7 protein-coding genes are annotated in these 20,622 nt (G+C 45.0%); 1 reads left to right on the top strand and 6 read right to left on the bottom strand.

Annotated elements, in window-relative coordinates; translation table 11 throughout:
* Positions 1-333: 333 nt before the first annotated feature.
* A complete protein-coding gene (locus QZ938_RS05230) occupies positions 334-471 on the top strand; it encodes a hypothetical protein (RefSeq protein WP_293348405.1) in 138 nt (45 codons plus the stop codon).
* Here QZ938_RS05230 and QZ938_RS05225 read toward each other — a convergent pair.
* The 6 genes from QZ938_RS05225 to QZ938_RS05200 form a co-directional block, all read right to left on the bottom strand.
* Entirely contained in the window at positions 438-5,492 is a 5,055-nt protein-coding gene (locus tag QZ938_RS05225) for a DUF4347 domain-containing protein (RefSeq protein WP_293348407.1), read from the bottom strand. The genes QZ938_RS05230 and QZ938_RS05225 overlap by 34 nt on opposite strands.
* 361 nt (positions 5,493-5,853) lie before the next feature.
* Positions 5,854-6,927, bottom strand: a complete 1,074-nt coding sequence (locus QZ938_RS05220; protein ID WP_293348410.1) for a hypothetical protein — start codon at positions 6,925-6,927, stop codon at positions 5,854-5,856.
* 154 nt (positions 6,928-7,081) lie between these two features.
* Positions 7,082-15,070 (bottom strand): DUF4347 domain-containing protein, encoded by a 7,989-nt coding sequence (locus tag QZ938_RS05215; RefSeq protein WP_293348413.1) that lies wholly within the window; start codon positions 15,068-15,070, stop codon positions 7,082-7,084.
* A 432-nt stretch (positions 15,071-15,502) separates the two neighbouring features.
* Positions 15,503-16,381, bottom strand: coding sequence for an inositol monophosphatase family protein (locus tag QZ938_RS05210; RefSeq protein WP_293348416.1), 879 nt, complete (start codon positions 16,379-16,381; stop codon positions 15,503-15,505).
* A gap of 281 nt (positions 16,382-16,662) precedes the next feature.
* Entirely contained in the window at positions 16,663-17,295 is a 633-nt protein-coding gene (locus tag QZ938_RS05205; protein ID WP_293365380.1) for a type IV pilin-like G/H family protein, read from the bottom strand.
* Positions 17,296-17,370: 75 nt separating this feature from the next.
* Positions 17,371-20,598 (bottom strand): pentapeptide repeat-containing protein, encoded by a 3,228-nt coding sequence (locus QZ938_RS05200; protein ID WP_293348419.1) that lies wholly within the window; start codon positions 20,596-20,598, stop codon positions 17,371-17,373.
* Positions 20,599-20,622 lie beyond the last annotated feature (24 nt).

Here is a 20,622-nt window from a genome sequence, read left to right as displayed (position 1 = left end):
TTGGTTATTTCCGATCTGTTGTAGCTAACATAACAGTTTTTTTAGCAGAGCTATATAAAGTTTTCTTTAAAAAGAGCTGGTAAATTAAAGTACTGATAAAGAGCGAGAAAATACTTAAGTACAATTACTGCGATGAATGCGAGATGCACATAACACAAATATTTTTGAAATGTAAGTGCTTTTGTATTGAGATTTAAGTGTGGTAATTAATACATAAATTAGGTAAGTAAGGTGATGTACGATCGCAAAAATTGGAAACCTAGATTGGCGGCGATCGCCCGGACGTGATGTAATATCATGTCCAGTCGATGAATATCACAAAAAAGGTTCGTAGTGCGGACTTCAGTCCGCTTTCTGGCTGCGGACACCAGGACGCACTACGAACCCGGTTATCAAGGGCGATCGCACTCAGGAGGCGATCGCACATTAAATACTAACTACAGCAAAGTGAAATCCGCAGCATTAATCTGAGTGGAAGACACTCCAATTAAAGAAGCAAAAACTTGTCCGGTGGCGGCAAAACTAATCTGAGTTATCCCATTACTTTGAGTAATTGCCAATTGCGAAAAAGTCAGCCCGTTACTGAGAATCAGCAAATCTTTACCATCCTCAAAATCGCCAATGGTATCGATGCCGGAATCAACAGATAGTAAAAAGCGATCGATTCCCAGACCCCCAATCAAACTATCATTGCCCAAATCACCCGATAAAACATCATCACCTTCACAGCCAATCAAAGTATCATCATCTTCACCCCCATAAATGCGATCGTTTCCTTCGCCTCCATCTATCAAGTCATTATTGCGATCGCCCCTCAAATAATCATCACCTTGACCGCCGCACAAGGTATCGTCTCCTAAATCTCCTAAGAGGCTATCATTGCCTTGACTGCCCACGATTAAATCGTTATCTTTGCCGCCAAACAAAGAATCATTGCCTTTGCCGCCATCAATCCAGTCATCACTCTGATTCCCGTTAATAAAATCATCATCTTCTCGCCCATTAATAGAATCACGACCGCGATTGCCAAACACGATATCTTGTCCTTCACCTCCTAAGATAATATCGTTATTTTTGCCTCCAAATAGTAAATCATCTCCCCGAGCACCAACAATAAAATCATTCCCTTCATTGCCGTTAACCGAGTCATTGTCATTGCCACAAAAAAGATTGTCATTGCCTTCTTTGGCATCGAAAAGATTGGGACTTGCACTGCCGTAGAAATCATCATTTTGTAGACTGCCAAGCTGATTTATGTTGCTACCGTTGCCGTACAGAGTATCATCAACTTGATTGGGTTGATTGAGATCCGGAGACACAATTGTCCGGCAAATACAATCGGTGTCTGGGGTTTGAGGTGCATCAGTTGGCGCGGGGGGAGGAATTACGATCGCAGGTGTTGGCGTTGGCGTTGGCGTTTCTTCCGGGGCAGGTGTGGGAGTTGGAGTTGGAGTTGGTGTCGGAGTTGGAGTTGGAGTCCTAGTCCGAGTTATTGTTGGTGTTGGCGTTGTGTCGTTATCAGTAATCGCCACCGTCACACCGGAAATTGCTATTTGAGTATACTTGGTATCAACACTCGTGGCTGTATGACCGATCGCCCCTACATGATTTCCTTCAACAACCGCATCGTCTGTAGCCGTTACTGTAATTGGTTTCGCCACATTCCAGTTGGTAGCGTCAAACGTAATCGGGGCGATCGCATTTATTTGACTGCCATTCGCGAAACTAACCGTCACCGGTGCCGTCGGCTGCGCCGTAAGTTTGACGCTGTACGTCCCACTAGCAGCGCCTTCCGTTGCAGTGATACTCGTCGGTGAAATAGTCACGCCGGCGGTATCGTTGTCAGCAATCGTGACAGTCACAGGAGAAATCGTCAAGTTATTATACTTAGTGTCGTTGCTGACCGACTTGTGAGCAATCGTACCGCTGTGGGTTCCTTCGGGGATGCTGTCATCGATCGCACTCACAGTCACATTTTGAGCAACATTCCAATTATTCGGTGTAAAAGTGACAGGTGCGATCGCATTAACTCGACTGCCCGCGTCCAAGTTAATCGTAACTGGTGCAGTAGGTGCAGCAGTGAGAACCAGGCTGTAAGTGTCTGTGGCACCGCCTTCGCCGATTTGGGTACTCCCGGCTGATTGAACAATAGAAACACCAGGGCGATCGTTATCAGCGATCGATGCAGTAACATTGGGAATTATCAAGTCATTGTAATTAGCATCGGTACTGGTACTTGTGTGAGTAATAGTGCCAGTGTGCGTCCCTTCCGAGAGATTGTCATCGATCGCGCTTACAGTCACATTTTGAGCAACATTCCAATTCTTCGATGTAAAAGTGACAGGTGCGATCGCATTTATTTGACTGCCGGGATTAAAGTTAATCGTCACTGGGGCAACAGGTTCAGAAGTGAGAACCAGACTGTAAGTATCTGTGGCACCGCCTTCGCCGATTTCCGTACTGCCGGCTGATTCGATAATAGAAACACCAGCGCGATCGTTATCGCCGATCGGTATAATAATATCGGCAATTGTCAAGCTGTTATAATTGGCATCGGCGCTGCTAATAGCGTAAGTAATAGTGCCACTGAGTACGCCTTGCACTATATTGTCATCGATCGCACTAACAGATATCTTTTGAGGAACATTCCAATTATTGCGATCGAAAGTAATCGCCGCAACCGGATTAATGCGATCGCCCGCAGTTAAACTAATAGTAACGGGTGCAGTAGGTTGCGATGTTAGCCTAACTGCATAGCTTCCTGCTACGCCGCCTTCTGTAATACTTGTATTCCCATCCAGAGGTATGACGTTGATACCTGCTTTGTCATCATTTGCGATCGTAGTTGTAGCCGTTGCAGCAGTAATCGTAGGTGTTATACCCGGTGCAACAGGATTCGACAGCGCCACCGCAATAGTTTCATCGGATTCTACTACTGCGTCACCTAACACATCAAGAGTAATGGTTTTGGATGTTTCACCCGCTGCAAAGTCGATCGTGCCTGCGATACCCGTTGCCCCGGAAGTGCCGCCGATATTATTGTAGTCGGTTCCGTTAGTAGCAGTTCCGGCGATCGTATATTTGACGCTACTCGCCCCGCCAGTATCGCCGCTGCGAGTCGCCGTGAAAATTAGAGGTTTTGTGCCAGTATTGCCTTCGGGAATGCTAGCAATCTCAGTCGCAACTGCATAAGAAATTTTACCGTTAGCTGGAATAGTTAGCGTGGTTTGAGCGATCGTACCTGCAAGCGCACCTGCAAGACTACCTGTCATTGTACCAAAGCTGAAAATTGCGGTTTCGGCGTTTTCAGCTATGTTGTCGGGTTTGATAGTAACTGCAACATTCTGCGTTAGATTAGTAGTATTGGCGGGGAAAGCAACAGTTGTAGGAGCAAAGGTGTAATCTGAATTTTGGGTAGCCGTGCTACTGGGATTGATGAGAATTGGTACAGTTACCGTAGTATTGGGAGAACTGCTAATAGTAACGGGAATATTGAGTGTTATGTCTGTTATTGATTCAGTACCGCTATAAGTTGCTGCCCCGAAATTTACCTTAGGAGTTGCGTTGAGCAAAATCGAGGTGTTAAAAGAGTCAAAGTTCGCCGTAGCTAAATCGGGTAAGCCATCTTTGTTAAAATCGCCTGCAACAATACCTTGGGGATTTATTCCCACACCAAAATTAATAACAGTGCCAAAAGTGCCGTTACCATTCCCTAACAGCAGGGAAACATCATCCGATCCATTATTTGCTGTGGCTATATCGATTTTTCCATCGACATTAAAATCGCCAGCAGCAATAGCAAGAGGGTCTCTTGCGACACTATAGTTGGTCGCTGCACCAAAGCTTCCAGTGCCATTGCCTAATATAATTGATACATTATTTGAGCCTTGATTGCTAGTTGCCAAATCTGGATTTTGGTCTCCATTAAAATCGCCCAATACGATGTAATTTGGGTTATTGGCAACGGTAAAGTTAGTGGCAGCACCGAAAGACCCATTAGCATTTTGCAACAGGATGGATATGTTATTAGAACTAAGGTTAGCTGTGGCAAAATCTGACTTGTTATCCTTGTTAAAGTCACCAACAAGCACAAAATATGGATTTAATCCCACGCTCAAATTAGTAGCTGCGCTAAAACTGCCATTACCATTTCCCAGTAAGATAGAAATATTGTTAGAGCTTCGATTGGCTGTAACTAAGTCAGGATTGCCATCAGAATTAAAGTCTCCAGCAGCTACAGTATAAGGATTTGCCCCCACACCAAAGTAGGTAGCATTACCAAAAGTTCCATTACCATTCCCTAAAAGTAGAGAAACATTGTTAGTAAAATTATTGGCTGTAACTAGGTCAGAATTGCCGTCCTTGTTAAAGTCACCTACAGCGACAGACCAGGTAGCGAGATCGCTCGGCGGGTTGGTGTTAAGATTAGTGGCAGCGCCAAATGCGCCAGTACCATCTCCTAATGCGATCGAAACATTGCGATTAGATCCTGTGGTGGCAAAGACTAGGTCAAGGTTGCCATCTTTGTTAAAATCTCCAGTGGCAACTTTGCGGAGACTGTAGGTTATAGGAAAGTTAGTAGATGCGCCAAAACTATTCAAAACCTGTTCGTAATTCGCCAATACTTCGGTTTCAAACACCAACGACGTTTTAATCGATCCTGTGCTTGTTTCTAGTTTCCAGTCGCCACCTTTTGCTGCACTTCCGGTGAGGTTTTTGGAAGCAGCAACGTTTGTATTTGTGAGTTGGGAAATGCGTTGGATGAAGATGAGACCGTCTAGATCGATCGGGCGTTCATCAATAATGTCGCATTCATCAATAATGTCGCATTCATCAATAATGTCGCATTCATCAATAATGTCGCATTCATCAATAATGTCGGGGGGTTTAACCCCCGTCTCATAGCGAAAGTTCTCTGAAGATGACTGTAGATGGAATTGTTTATTGAGGTGATCTCCAGTCGGTTTCAACCGACTTTCGCTTTGAGACAGGGAATTAATTCCCTGGCGGATTTGCGGGTAAGCGCGAGAAACTAATAAAGAGGACTGTATATTGAATTGTTCATTGAGGTTATCCCCAGTCGGTTTCAACCGACTTTCGCTTTGAGACAGGGAATTAATTCCCTGGCGGATTTGCGGGTAAGCGCGAGGCCCCGATGCAACATTGCAACCATAAATTAAAATATCCGTACTGCTTGTAAAAGCATTCCGCCACTGCTGCAATTGCTGGGAATATGTTTCTAAATTATCTAAGGAAAATCTGGTTTTACCGAATTGCAGACTTCCGGGACTGCCGTGGGAGATAATGTGGATGCTGTCAATATTCGCCCGAAGAGCTAAAATATCAGTAATTTGGGCGATCGCATCCTCGTTCCCATCTAACACCACAACTTCCGTACCCGGTGTTACCCCAGCCACTAAACTGTGATAATTTGGTACGCTTGTGTCGATAAAGGCGATCGACTTTACAACAGGAATATTTAAATTCGGCATGATACACCTATTGGGAAATTCAAATCCGACAACAATTTATCAGTTTCGATATATTTAGTCGCAACAATTAATTTTGATTGTTAAACACACAGCATCTGCGTAAAAACTTGCAGGTTAAATATCCGTTGTAGTAACAATAGCAGCTTTATTCGAGGAGTTCTGTAAACTTTTATTTAAAAATAGCTGAGAAATCAAAATTTCGCTAAAGACAATATTCAGGAAATGAATCCGAAATTACTGTACCACAAAAATTTGCGAATCAGACCAAACTATCATATTAATCAAGGTACGTAGTTGGGCTTGAGCCTCCTTTAAGCGTATATATGAAGAGGGCTAAAGCCCAACAACGTACCAATCTCTGTCACGTCATGGAACGCAATTTGGCTATACTTAGAATCACGACTGCTAATCCTACGGCGGCGATCGCGTAATAAACATTAACATTAGCTACTAAGCTGTCATCATTGTCAATCGTAGTTGTGGCGATCGCAGTGGTAATATAAGAGCTAAAAGGTGCCACAGGATTTGACAGTGCAACCGCGATCGTTTCATTAGGTTCAAACTGTGTATCGCCCACCACATAAAGAGTCAGGCTTTTGGATACTTCACCCGCTGCAAAGTCGATCGTACCTGCGATCTCTGTTGCCCGATAAGTCGCCCCAAGATTATTGTAATTGCTGCTGTTGGTCGCACTACCGCCGATCGCATAATCTACAGAACTTGCCCAGGATGTAGCGCCTTTGCGAGTGATGGTAAAAGTAACAGGAGTAGTGCCAGCATTGCCTTCTGCCATTGCCACAGCGTTAGGAGTAATAGAATAGTCGATCGGATCGAGAAGAATAGTTACCTTCCTCACTCCCGAACCCAAACGATCCGATCGCCCGCTAATCACCCTGTTAAAGCTAGCATAGATGCTGGAGTTGACTGAGCCCGTCGCATCAGCTTGACTGGCAGTAGCATACAAGTACGGCGAGTTCAAGCTATTTTGCAGTCCTTTGTGGTTGTTCCATGCCAGCTTTTGGTTGCTAATTTCTAACTCGATACGGGAACCATTACTTACCAACTTAGGAACATTTCCCTGGATAATTTGAGCGCCCGGAGGTGTATTGTAGTCGTTACCAAAAACAGCCATATTCCCATTGGCAATCTGCATCTCAGCATCGTTGCTTTGAGTCCCACCATCCCCTCCATAGCCGTCATTCGATGCCGAATCACCAATATTTACCGTCCATCCTGATGATGTTTCACCATAGTCAACGATAAATTTAACAGTGGTGAAACCTTGAAAATTGATCTTTACTAACGTTTCTAACCAACTGTCGCCGTTGGCATCAATCGGAGGTTGGACAACAGTAATAAACTGGTTCTGCGTACCTGCGATCGCGCCTGTTTTTAAGTCAATTTCGCAAGGCACTGTCAGGTTTGATTTTACCATGATAGACCATATCGGAGTTGCAAATATCGAAAAAGTAGGTTTGATAGTATCGACAACTATAACAGAATACGGTTCAGTTAAGGTTTGTTTGTCATTGCGCCGCGGGAGAGCAATCGTTTTTCCCAGTGGACTGTCTTAACTGAACCGTATTGAACTATAACAAACTGAAATCCGCCGCATTAATCGCAGTGGCAGACACTCCTGTTAAAGAAGCAAAAACTTTTCCGGTAGCGGCAAAACTAATCTGAGTTAGGCCATTACTTTCAGTAATTGCCAATTGCGAGAAAGTCACTCCATTACCGAGGATCAACAAATCTTTGCCATCTTCAAAATCGGCAATGGTATCAGTACCGGAATTGCTGTCAAGCAGGAATTTATCTAATCCCTTACCTCCCGTCAAAGTATCACTTCCCAAACCGCCATTCAAGAAATCATCGCCCTTACCTCCGTAAAGATTATCATTACCATCGCCGCCATTCAAAATATCAGCACCCCGGCCAGCATATAAGACATCATCACCGCCCGAACCGAGCAAACTATCGAAGCCTTTGCCACCGAAAATAGTGTCATTTCCGGCAGCACCGTCGAGAGAATCGTTGCCCCTCATGCCCATCAATACATCATTGCTGCTGGTGCCGGTGAGGATATCATCGCCATTCGTACCGTTGATGGGATTCCCGGAATTACCTCCTAAATCCGCATCGCCGGTGACAACGGGAGTCGCAATTCCAGCAGGTGATGTGACAGCTTGAATTTGGGCATCTAAAGCAGCACCAGTATTCTCAGCAACGAGTTGGGAAATTGTCTTATTTCCCGTACCAATCGCTTTGAAGTCTTGAGTTGTTGCGCCCAAAGCTATTTGTTGGACGCGGGAAACTGATTCAGTAATTGATGTTGCTGTGCTAGAAACAGCGCTATCAATGCGTTGATTTGCGATCGCCATTACTGTCGCAGCTTGCGAGGTAATAGAGGTGACTTTTTGAATGTTGAAACTGGAGTCTATTTGCTGGATTTTCGCGGCTGCTTGCTGGATGATTGGCTCTAAAGCGGCTGCGTTGCTGAGGTTTAAAACTGGACTGGATTGAATTTGATTTGTAATTGAAATGACCACAGATTTGACAAGATCCTTAGTGGCTGCACTGGATGCACCGTCAATCAAAGCGACAGTTTGAGTGATGAAGTTTTGGACTTTCACCATTGCTGCTAAGACTTGGACACCCCCTGGCTGATTGTTGTTGGTAGCGTCTATTGGATCGAAGCTAGTCAGGTCAACATTGGCGGGAATTCCCAGGGCGGCTTTGATTAAAGATTGCGCTTCTTCCGGTGCAATTCCTTTGTCGATCAATTCGGCGATTAAGCTGGTTAGGGGGGTGACAACTGTGGAATCTGGCGGTGCGGTGATTGGTATTTCTAGGGGTAAACCGGTGGCGGTGTCAGTGCCTCCAGTGGCTACTAAATTGCCTTCTTCTGGGTCGATTTCTCCATTTTTGTCGGTATCGAAAGTCTCGAAGGGGATGTTGAGATTGAATTTACCGCCTGTATCGGTTGTGGTGGATGGTTCGTTGGTGTCTTTGATGCCATTTTTGTTGGCATCTAGGAATAGATTGGCACCGTCTATGTAACCGTCAATAACTACACCAGTCCGGACAGGGTTGTTGCGATCGTTATCTGCGATCGTCACAGTAGCAGTAGAGGGTTCACCTACATTATTGTAGGTTTCGGGAGTTCCCAAGCTAATAACAACTTTCTCATCACCTTCTACTCGGCTATCGTCTACAGGTTTAACGACGATTTTGACACTGCGTTGATTAGCTGGGATAGTTACATTTACTCTTTGTTCAAGATTAAAAAGAGTAGGCAAAGTTTCAGAGATAATCTTGAATTCTCGCCAAGAGAAATATTCGTAAGACCATTCGTAATCTGTGAAATTGACCGTTGTATTCTCGTCGAGTTTCAAGGGAACAAATAACTCTTTGTCGAGGCTGCCGGTGCGGGTAATGGTGAATTCTCCGGGATTACCTGGTGTTCCTGGGTAAGGAAGAGCTACTTCCGCCGCATTGGGATCTGTAGCAACGATCGAGACTTTTCCAGGGAAATCGGGGGCGACAAAACTTTTGACTTCGGAAAAGGGTGAACCCGCCCAAGCACCATCGATCGCCTGTACACTCCAGTTATAAGTCTTTCCAGGAATTAAGTAATCCGGCTTTAGCCCCCAACTGTACTCCCAGGCGTTTGACGACTTGCTCTTGGCTTGGTTGACATTTCCCAACTGCACCACTTGCCGAGTCCCGTTATCAAGAGACATTGGGCCAGCAATAATGTACTCTTTAATGGGAGGTTCATCACCACCTTTGGGATTGGGACGAGTCGTCCAAACTTGCAGGTTGTAGCTTAAACCCTGAGGTGGAGTTTGAGCGTCTATTGGGTTCCCCGATCCTCCGACTGACTGCCACTTTAAATTGACTCCATCTAAACTGACTCCATCATTGGAACTGTAGTCTACAGATAAGCCTTGAGGTGCAGAGGGGGGCGTGTTCGGCTTAGAGGTATTGTTGCGGTAGACTTTGACAAAAGTGTCATTGCTACCGGGTGAATTATCTTTTGTCGTGAGTGCAATATCTAGTCTGCCGTCCTTGTTGTAGTCTCCCCAAGAACTCGGGCTGGCAACATTATCAGGCAGCCCTGCATCCTTGAGGAGTTCAAAATTGCTGCCAGAATCATTTTTTGCGTAAACTTTGGCGACACTGGAACCCGAATTACCACCCAGTTCTGTCACAAGGATATCCAGCTTGCCATTGTTATCGTAGTCTCCCCAAGCACCGCGACTACCACCATACCCAAATGGGTAATAAGCTTCCAGAAAGCTAGTAGTATCTCCATTACTATTGTTTCCTAGCAATCTGGTACGGCCGTAGTTCGATTCATTTGGACGCGACGATCCACCTGTCAGCAAGATATCTATTTTGCCATCGCTGTTGGAGTCTCCCCATGCACCGTAAATAATAGGTTCGTTAGGGTTTTGACTTTGCGGCAGTGGCTTTTCGGTAAAGCCATTGCCAGTGTTCCGATACAATTTTGCGATGTATTCTGAACCGGTGTCCCCTGTCAGCAAGATATCCTTGTTGCCATCATTGTCGTAGTCTCCCCAGGCCGCATTGCCTTTAACACCGGGCAACTTAGCCCCAGTCTCCTCCTCAAAGTTTCTGCCCTCGTTGCGAAATACTTTGGCGATGTAGCCGCCTGCACCCGTGTCGCCGGTGAGTACGAGATCCGGTGTGCCATCGTTGTTGTAGTCTCCCCAAGCTGCGGAACCGTTGAAAATACCAGGCAGCTTTACATTTCTGTCTAGACTAAATTTATCGAGGTTCGGTGGCTCGGTTGGGAAAGGAGGCGGGAAATTATCAATCCTTGGGTTCAGGTACAGTCTGGTGATGGGGGTGTAGGGTTTAGCGGGGATGGAGGGTTCAGGGGGGATCGAGAAAGGGTCTGGTGGAGGAGTATCAATTACGCCTGTGAGCAAGATATCGAGATCGCCATCATTGTCCCTGTCTCCCCACGTAGCAGAAGGCTTGGAAGTGTACTCCTTCCCATTTTCATTAAGGATACCTCCGTAAACGGTAGGCAGGCCTATATCAACTGCTGTAAAGCTACCGCTGTCGTTTGGTGTAAAGCTACCGCTGTCGTTGTCGTTTCTGTAAACTTTCGGAGTGTATGCCGATCGGGGAAAAGACTGATAATAGTTGTTTGGTGCACTACCTCCTTCCATGACCAAGAGATCCAAATCGCCATCATTGTCGAAGTCTCCCCACGCATTAGGGCCGACATAACCAGGTATCGTTCGATCGAGTTTGTTGGTGAAAACTTTGTCGTTATCCTCGATCGCCACTGACACCCCTGCAATCCCAATTCCGTTATACTTAGCATCCGTGCTAGCCACGGTGTGAGCAATGCTGCCACTGTGCGCGCCTTCAAGAACCTCATCGTCAGTTGCAATAACTTTGACTGTTTTGGCAACATTCCAGTTACTGCTGTCAAAGGTAATCGCAGAAATCGGATTAATCTGATTGCCAGTATTGAAGCTGAGATTAACAGGTGCAGATGGCTGGCTGTTGAGCTTGACTGTATAACTGCCCGTCGCGCCGCCTTCTGTAGCAGTTGTACTCGTCGGAGAAATGCTGACACCTGCTGTTTCGTTGTCGGTAATCGCTACATTTACATCCTGAACCGCCTTGCCGCTATACTGAGTGTCGGTACTGGTAACAGTGTGAGTAATTGTGCCACTGTGCGCGCCTTCGGCAACCGTATCGTCAACAGCCGAAACCGTGACTGTTTTGGCAACATTCCAGTTAGTGCTGTCAAAGGTAATCGCAGAAATCGCATTAATCTGACCGCTAGTGTTGAATTTGAGGTTAACAGGTGCATTTGGTTTGCTGTTGAGCTTGACTGTATAACTGCCCGTCGCACCGCCTTCTGTCGCAGTTGTACTCGTCGGAGAAATGTTGACACCTGCTGTTTCGTTGTCGGTAATCGCTACATTTACATCCTGAACAGGCGTGCCGCTATACTGAGTGTCTGAACTGGTAACAGTGTGAGTAATTGTGCCACTGTGCGCGCCTTCGGCTGTGGTATCGTCGGTAGCGGTGACAGTGATTGCTTTGCCAACATTCCAGCTAGTGCTGTCAAAGGTAATCGCAGAAATCGCATTAATCTGACTGCCAGTATTGAAGCTGAGGTTAACAGGTGCATTCGGTTCGCTGTTGAGCTTGACTGTATAACTGCCCGTCGCGCCGCCTTCTGTCGCAGTCGTACTCGTCGGAGAAATGCTGACAGTTGCTGTTTCGTTGTCGGTAATAACTACATTTACATCCTGAACCGGCTTGCCACTATACTTGGTGTCGGCGCTGGTGACAGTGTGAGAAATAGTGCCACCGTGGGTGCCTTCAGCCTTGGTATCGTTGGTAGCGGTGACAGTGACTGTTTGGCCAACTTTCCAATTCGTGCTGTCAAGGATAATCGGCGAAATCGCATTTATTTGACTTCCGGCAGTAAAGTTGATGGTGACGGGTGCCGTCGGCTGCGATTTGAGTTTAACTGTATAACTGCCCGTCGCACCGCCTTCTGTGGCAGTTGTGCTGGTAGGTGCAATGCTGACGCCTTCTGTATCGTTGTCTGCGATCGTGGCTGTGACAGGAGAAATCGTCAAGCCGTTATAATTGGTATCGGTACTGACAGCAGTATGATTAATCGTACCGCTGTGGGTTCCTTCGGCTAGAGAATCGTCGATCGCACTAACGCTGACAGTTTGAGCAACATTCCAATTAGCGGGCGTGAAAGTTAGAGATGCGATCGAATTTATTTGACTGCCCGAATCAAAGTTAATCGTGACAGGTGCAGTAGGTGCAGTAGTCAGAACTAATTTATAAGTGTCTGTGGCAGCGCCTTCGCCAATATCCGTGCTGCCTGTTGATTGGATAATTGAAACGCCGGGACTGTCATTGTCGGTAATCGAAACCGTAACGCTGGGAATTGTCAAGCTGCTGTAATTGGTATCGGTAGTCGCAGCCGTGTGAGTAATTGTGCCGCTGTGCGTTTTTTCGGCTAGAGAGTCGTCGGTAGCAGTAACGGTGACAGTTTGAGCAACATTCCAGTTAGTGCTGTCAAATATAATCGGCAGCGAAATCGCATTTATTTGACTGCCAGTATTGAAGCTGACGCTGACAGGTGCAGAGGGTTGCGATGTTAGCTTGACAGTATAACTGCCAGTTGCACCGCCAGGGCCTTCTGTAGCAGTTGTACTGGTAGGTGCAATTTTGAAGCTGGCCGTGTCATCGTTGTTGATAGTTATTGTCGAAGTTGCAGTAGTAATTGCAGGTGTTAGCCCCGGTGCAACTGGATTTGACAGCGTAACCGCAATAGTTTCGTCGCTTTCTACTACTCCGTCGCCTATTACATTGAGAGTAATAGTTTTCGATGTTTCATTGGCAGCAAAATTAATCGTGCCAGTAGCAGCAGTTGCCCCAGAAGTGCCGCCGATGCTGTTGTAATCGCTGACATTGGTAGCAGTTCCTCCAATGGTATAGTTGACGCTACTTGCTACAGCAGTGCTGCCACTGCGAGTAACGGTAAAAGTTAGAGGAGTTGTGCCGCTATTGCCTTCGGGAATGCTGGCAGTATCGGCAGCGACGGCGTAGGAAATTTGACCGTTGGCAGCGATAGTTAGTGTTGTTTGTTTGGTTGTACCCCCAACGCCTCCGGTAATTGTGCCAAAGTTGAGAATTGCGGTTTCGGCGTTTTCAGGGAGATTGTCGGGTTTGATAGTAACTGCCACATTCTTGGTGAGTGCGGCACCTGTTGCACCTGCGGGGAATGTAATCGAGGTAGGGGCAATAGTGTAGTCAGAATTTTGGGTGGCACTGCTGCTGGGGTCGATCGCAATTGGTACAATGACATCGGTCAAGGGAGTGCCACCGCTGAGGGTGAGAGGAACATTAACTACTGTGTCTGTTGTTCCTTCTGTACCGCTGTAAGTTGCCGCACCAAAATTAACTGTATTGGGTGTATTCAACAGAATTGAAACGTTATTGTCATTGAAGCTCGTTGCAGCAATGTCCAGCCTTTGATCTCCATCAATATCTTTCACCACAACACTTTGATAAGAATTAGCAGAAGAACTCAGCGGAAAGTCGGTGGGATTGCTAAATTCACCATTGCCTTTTCCAATCAGAACTGACACGCCGTAAGTACCGTTTGGCACGGCCAAATCTGACTTGCCATCGCCATCGATATCTCCAGCAGCCAGGAAATTTGCACTCACTCCTAAATTGGGAGCAGCGGTAAAAGTTCCAGGGCTTTTTTGTAACAGAATTGAGATATTGTTAGAGGGATTATAACCTACGGCTAAATCATCTCTATTGTCCGCATCAAATTTCCCTACAGCGATCGAATTCGGCCCGGTTCCCACTGGAATAGTTGGGCCATTTGTAAAGACTCCACTATCATTTGCTAACAGAATTGAAACTGTGTTATCGGTACGGTTTGTTGAAGCTAAGTCGTCTTTCTTGCCATCGCCATCAAAGTCGCCCACGGTGATGGAAGTTGGCTGTTTTCCTACCGCATAACTGAGTGGTGAGCTAAAAGTCCCGTCGAGATTTTGCAACAGAATTGAGACAGCGCTAGTATTGGGGACGGTGGTAGCCCGATTGCTTGCCACAGCGATATCTGGTCTTTTGTCATTATTAAAATCTGCCGCAACAATATAATTAGCCGCAATCCGCGTGTCGAAAGATAGATTGACGGGAGTACCCAAGCCACTCTTACTTCCCAAAAATATTGATAGAGAACCAGCACCATTATCTGCAACCAAGTCGTCAAAGCCATCTATATTAAAGTCGGCGATAGCGAAGGCATTTGGCCCCTTTCCCAACGGAGTAGCGGTGCCAAAGCTACCCGGACTATTTGCTAATAAAATTGATGTCCCAGGATTGCTGCCGTTGATGGGAGCGTTAGCGTTTGTTACGGCTAAGTCCTTTATTTTGTCGCCGTTAAAATCTCCGACATCGACGAAGACAGGATATGGGCCTGCGCCAAAATTAGTTGCGGTACTGAAGCTATTCAAAACGTGTTCGTAATTTGCCAATACTTCTGGTACAAATACTAGCGGTGTTTTAATTTCTCCAGTTGTTACTTCTAATTCCCAGTCGCCACCTTTTGCTACACTTCCGGTGAGGTTTTGGGAAGCTGCAACCGACGCCCCGGTTAACTCACTCAAGCGTTTGACAAATGCTTTACCTGTCTCGCCTGCTGCTATTTCACACCCGTACAACAGAATATTCGATCGATTTTTGCCCAGTGGCGAAAACCACTGCTGTAGAGAATGCCGATCGCCCTCTAGATCGTCTAAACTCAAACTACCATTACCCAGTTGCAAGCTACCGGGAGCACCGTGAGAAACGATATGAATGCTGTCTATATTCGCCCGAAGAGCTAAAATATCAGTAATTTTGGCGATCGCATCTTCGTTCCCATCTAACACCACAACTTCCGTACCCGGTGTTACCCCAGCCACCAAACTTTGATAATTTGGTACTTGAGTGTCGATAAAGGCGATCGACTTTACTGAAACTGGAGCATTTAAATTCGACATAATACACCTATTTGGGGTAAAAAAAAGACAATAACTCCCCAATTTCGTGACTGGCGTCCGAAACTATATATCAATTTTGATTTACACAGACACAGCAGTTCTGCGTAAAAATTCGGTTATTTCTGATCTGTTGTAGCTACAATAACAGTTTTTTTGGCAGAGCTATATAAAGTTTTCTTTAAAAAGAGCTTGTTAATTAAAGTACCGATAAAGAGCAAAAAATACTTAAGTACAATTACTGCGATGAATGCAAGCAGCATATACCACAAACATTTTTAAAATGTAAGTGCATTGTACTGAGAACTCAAACATGACAATTAATACATAATTCAGCTTATAATGTTAGGTGCAATAAAAAAAACAGGTTCGTAGTGAGGACTTCAGTCCGCATCCATTCCCAGAACTCGCATTCCTCACTACCAACCAACCTGATTACCGCAAACCCGAATCAATCTCCGCCAAAATCCCCTCAGCATCCCTGCACAAAGCATCGTGACAGCAACCGTTACTCGCCAACAACCCCCCCCACTGACTGACATCTCCCCGGTTATACTCCAAAGCAGAACCATCAAAACGAGTAAATCGCCCGCCCGCTTCCGTCAAAATCAATTCCGGCGCCGCCAAATCCCAATCCTTCGGCGCCGACTTCCCGGAAAGGGCAATATAAACATCAGCTTTTTGTTCCACAATCGTCGCAATCTTGCAGCCGATGCTACCCACAGCCAGTTGATTTTGGCAGGGAAATTTGTGCAATAGTCGATTTAGGCGATCGTCCCTATGACTGCGACTGGTTACTATAGATAAATCTGCCACTATATTGCGCGCAGAAACCTGCAACTTCACCGCAGAACCCCCGCGAATTTCCCCAAAAGCACCAGCATCGCGGATGGCATAATAAATCTTTTGCTTTTCTGGCCAAGCCACAACCGCTAATATTGGTCTTCCCTCAAAAGCTAAAGCAATATGAACGGCAAATTCACCAGTCTTGTCAATAAAATCGCGCGTTCCATCCAAAGGGTCAATAATCCAAACCCAACATTGAGGTAAAGGAACTTTGCCACAACTTTCTAAATAAGATTTGTAAGTTTCTTCGCTGAGGTAGCCAAATTCTGCATTCCCTAAAACCGACTGCAATTCATCGAGAATATAAGAATTGACAGCGACATCAGCAGCGGTAACTGGGCCGTCTTTTTGTTCTTGAATGTCCAGGTTGGGAGTATTGGCATCAGGGCGATAATAGGATTGTAAAATATCTGTGGCACCCCAAGCGGCGGCCTGGGCAATTTCGCTTAATTGTTCGAGATTTTTCATGTTTGATTGATTTAAGTAGGGTGCCTCAGATTAGAACTCTTGCAAAAGTCAAATTTACCCCCGCAAGTCCCCCCTCCCGGGGGGGGAAACAAGAATAATCTTACCCCCTCCCCTTACCAAGGGGAGGGTTGGGGTGGGGTGCTTTGTATTTTTGCAAGAGCTCTATTGCATCTACTTGATGATAATCGAAAAAACCCCGACTGACGAACCCTACGACTTAGTCTAAACTCCAGTTATATTTGGGTACTAGGTAACAAAAACTACATTTACTAAATGTAGCACTATTTTATGAAACTAGGATAAGGACAATAAATCTCAGGAGTGGCTAGAAATTGTGTCACCATCTGTACTTGTTTAAGCACCGGGGAAGCCAAACTCAAATCAACAGCAACCGGGCCGCACGGAACTACGATATTATTTTCGTAGGCGTAGATAATTCCAAAATAAGATCGCACACCTAAATTTTTAGACACAGCTACTTGAGCTGCAATTGGATAGCCATTGTGAGTCGCAACTTTGATACCATACAAATAATTCTTGCTTTCTTGCACAGAAAAGCCAAAACCTTTCAAAATAGCAGCAGCAGAAGTTGCCGTTGGATCTTGGGAAAATGAAAGCGATCCGAAAGAGTTGGTAAATCCCGTTGTTTCGTAATATTGCGCGGTTTGGTGTTTGTTCAAATAGCTAATATATTGTGTGGCTTCACTTTCTTTAGCTTTGTTGATTAACCTGAAGAAGGTAGGGAGAGCGATCGCAGATAAAATCCCAATAATAAAAATGACAACCAGCAACTCAATTAAAGTGAACCCGCTGGCAGAAATATCGCGCGGGCAATTTCCCGGGAGAGAGCGACGCTTCCCAACATTTTTTACGCCCCCCAACCCCCCCTTACTAAGGGGAATACTGTACTTCATAAACCTGGAATCTGCTAGATAATTAACCACAACCAACATCCCCCTGTTTTCAGGCAACTAAAATCACCATACAACTCAATTAGTAGAATCTGAAAGTCTTTCCCAATTTTGGGGAATTTCTGCTAAATTCTGCCATATCGCAGGCAGCCAACTCGCATAGGGACAGCCTTCAATATTTTGCAAATGATTTCGTGCTTGCCGCAACGACACGTATAAAGAATTACCACTAGCATAATACCTCAAAAAGGATTTTAAAAACTCTTGGGCGGCGCGATCTGGCACGGGTTCGCGCATCACGATCATTTGAGGTAAATACAAATCAGCTAGCTGTCTCGCAAGTCCCAAACCGTCGCAAGAGTTGAATATTGCTAGTTGCAAATTGCGGGATATCGCCCCCGAAAAAACCTCTTTTAACTCTTCAATTGTCAGTTGTTCTTGCGAATTGATATGAATAAAACCCTTGCTGCTATCAGCTTCGCTGTAGCTGTGCCCCGAAAAACAAAGAATGTCCCAACCTCGTGCATCTCCAAGATAGCGATCGAACTCTTCCCTACTTGGCTGTTCCAAAAAGTCCACCTGAGCTGGTAAACTTTTCAAAGTTTCCTTATCTGCATTCAGATCGAGCCCCGTACTGTCCCCAAAAATAGCTAAAATTCTCAACTGAGTGCGATCGCGATTTTTGACAATTCTGTCATTATTCGGCCCGCTAAAAGCAATTTCAGCTTTTCGATACTCTGCCAAAAAATCCCAACAATTCCACGGCAATCTCCACAACAAGTCATCTTCAGTTTGGATTGCAATTCGCACTTCGTCTTTTGGGTCGAAGTTTTGACGCAATATACGCTCGATCTCGTGAAATGATGCGGATTTCAGCCAAGTATTTAAGCTACTCTCTAACTGTTCGGCTGAGGTTTTTAAGTCTTTAACAGAAAAATTTGTAGTTTGATTTTTGTTAATTTTAATTCGGTAAAAATTTGGAGTGTCGGTTTTGGAAGACAGCGGATGCCTGGTAAAAAAAGCAGGCATTAATTTGCAACACTTGCGAGAATAATTTACCAAGCCTTGCCACCGTATTGCATCAACTTTAAATCTGCTGTAATACGATTTCTTCGCGATGGTGGAACACTCTTTTACCCCCCCTAACCCCCCCTTGCTAAGGGGGGGGACAAGAGTATTGCTGCATTCTTTTTTTAAATTGGTATGACTGTGCACTTCTGCCATGCTGGGAGAAGTATCAATATCTTGTTTAGCATGGGAATATCCCCTGTTTGTTTGAGAAGTAACTCTAGATTTATACTGTGTTTGCCACTGGCGGTAAAGAGCTAAAATTTCTTTGGGTGGCGGCAACTGTTTCTTAAAGTTGATAGGTAAATAATATCCGTCATCCGACCAAATATTAACTCTAACTGTTAAATATCGATCTTCCGGGGCTTTTTCTATAGTGATAACAACAAGTCGATCGGGTTTTTTAGCCGTTAGTTGTTGGATGAGTGCTAGGTTGTTAATTTGTTCCTGTTTGATGCGTTCGATTTGCAGGGATTGACTGTTTAAATCTGCTTGATATCTGGCATCTAAAGCTGCTAATTTTTCATCATAAGCTTGCTTGAAATCCTGATGAATTCTAGCTTTATCGGCAGTTGCGGGAACGCTAACTTTGACGAGAACTACGCCATCGCCTTTATTTTCTATTGCTTGAATTTGCAATGGGGTGCCTTCATTTTGCACTTGCACCTGTCTGAAAGATTCATTGAAAGCTGTGGCATCGAGGCCTCGACGAAATATTAAGTCAACTGTATTTGTTACTTCTTGAAAAAAATTAGTAAATTCACCCGGTGCAAATTCTCCGTTGTGGGGGCGGCGTTCTCGATCGTCCGTTTCAGGTTTGGCATCTTCTAACAAGTAAATCCACCGACTGTCTGCCCATTCTAAGTTTGTGGTACTGTCAATATTCCAGCTTCCCAAACCGCAAACTCCTGTCATTTGAGCGTTACTAAAATCGGCACTAATCGCTTGAACTTGAGTTAAATTTGCTTGTTCTAAATTAGCAGCTTGGAAGGTAGCGTCGGTGAGATCGGCATTTCTGAGATTGATACCAAAAAGGTCGGCATCGCTTAAATTTGCTCCCCTAAGATTGGCTTGTTCGTAGGATTTTTCTCTACCGTTTCTGCTGACTAATAAGTCTCGAACTGCTGGGTTGTTTAAGATGGTTTCGCCCGGTATTGCCCAGTCAAGCATCAAGCTTTTGTGCCACAGGGTGCGGGTGATATTGCTTTGCGTGAAATCGGTGTTTTTCAGGGTAGCGTGACTGAAATTGGCGTTAGTTAAATTGGCACGGCGAAAACTGGTGCCGCCGACTCCTGCAATAACAACTGCTAATTGGCGAATTAAGGCGTATTTATCGTCTTCTGCTAACACTCTGCTAGCGACATAAATTCCCAATCCAACCCAGGCTAAAGCTAAAATGACAGCCGCAGCGATGATGGCAATAACTAAAGGCGGATCTGCAAAAGGTTCGGCACACCGATTGAAAAAATCACTGCATTGATTGTTTATATTGTCAACCATTCCTGCTTTAATTAAAAGCTTCACTTTTAAATATCTAGTTGCATTTATAATAGTAAAAAATGTAGCAATCCCGCCTGCAGCTACTGCCTCAAATATAACTAAACGTGCCAATTTTTTTTCTCCCACTACCGCAGCTAAAGCAATAGCTAAAGACAAAGCTATTACTACAGTCATGCTTCCAAACGCGATCGTAATTAAATTCACAATTAAAGATGGGATAGAATTGTTAATTTCACCATTAAAAGCCGCAATTACCCAACCAAGTCTAAAATTTCTCATCCAAGATAATATCGGGTGTTTGTCACTTGATATGCCGCCTAAAATACTAATTAAAGCTACCGATACAACAGCAGTAACAGTTAAATATCCCAAAGCTTTTTGGATGTCTTGACGAACGATCGCAACTGACAAATATGCCATTACTAAAAACAGGACAATCGCATTTGGAATAAAAATGGATTCCCGGTTATATTGAGGTATCAGAGAAGAGTCTATAATCTCCGGAGCAAATGTAGACGCAGCCCCCCCAATCCCTGACAAGGCTGCTGCAATTATTACTATTACCAATACTCGACGAGGTGCTAATCCTGCGGTGGCTTTGTTGAAGTTAGCACCCGCAAGATTTGCTCTTGTAAAATCTGCACCTCGAATATCTGCACCGGAAAAATCTGTATTGATGAGGTTTTGATTTTTGAACGATCGTCCTTGAAGATTTTGGCCTCTGAAGTCTTGCAGCATGATTTTTAGAGAACAGTTAATTAA

Origin of the sequence: Microcoleus sp. CAWBG27 (genome assembly GCF_020883145.1) — a bacterium.
Classification (GTDB): domain Bacteria; phylum Cyanobacteriota; class Cyanobacteriia; order Cyanobacteriales; family Microcoleaceae; genus Microcoleus.
This window is presented reverse-complemented; position numbering and strand designations above follow the sequence as displayed.

Excerpts from the sequence above, each read along its gene's own strand:
- QZ938_RS05225 (WP_293348407.1), bottom strand. The coding sequence starts at position 5,492 with ATGCCGAATTTAAATATTCCTGTTGTAAAGTCGATCGCCTTTATCGAC.
- QZ938_RS05220 (WP_293348410.1), bottom strand. The coding sequence starts at position 6,927 with ATGGTAAAATCAAACCTGACAGTGCCTTGCGAAATTGACTTAAAAACA.
- QZ938_RS05215 (WP_293348413.1), bottom strand. The coding sequence starts at position 15,070 with ATGTCGAATTTAAATGCTCCAGTTTCAGTAAAGTCGATCGCCTTTATC.
- QZ938_RS05210 (WP_293348416.1), bottom strand. The coding sequence starts at position 16,381 with ATGAAAAATCTCGAACAATTAAGCGAAATTGCCCAGGCCGCCGCTTGG.
- QZ938_RS05205 (WP_293365380.1), bottom strand. The coding sequence starts at position 17,295 with ATGAAGTACAGTATTCCCCTTAGTAAGGGGGGGTTGGGGGGCGTAAAA.
- QZ938_RS05200 (WP_293348419.1), bottom strand. The coding sequence starts at position 20,598 with ATGCTGCAAGACTTCAGAGGCCAAAATCTTCAAGGACGATCGTTCAAA.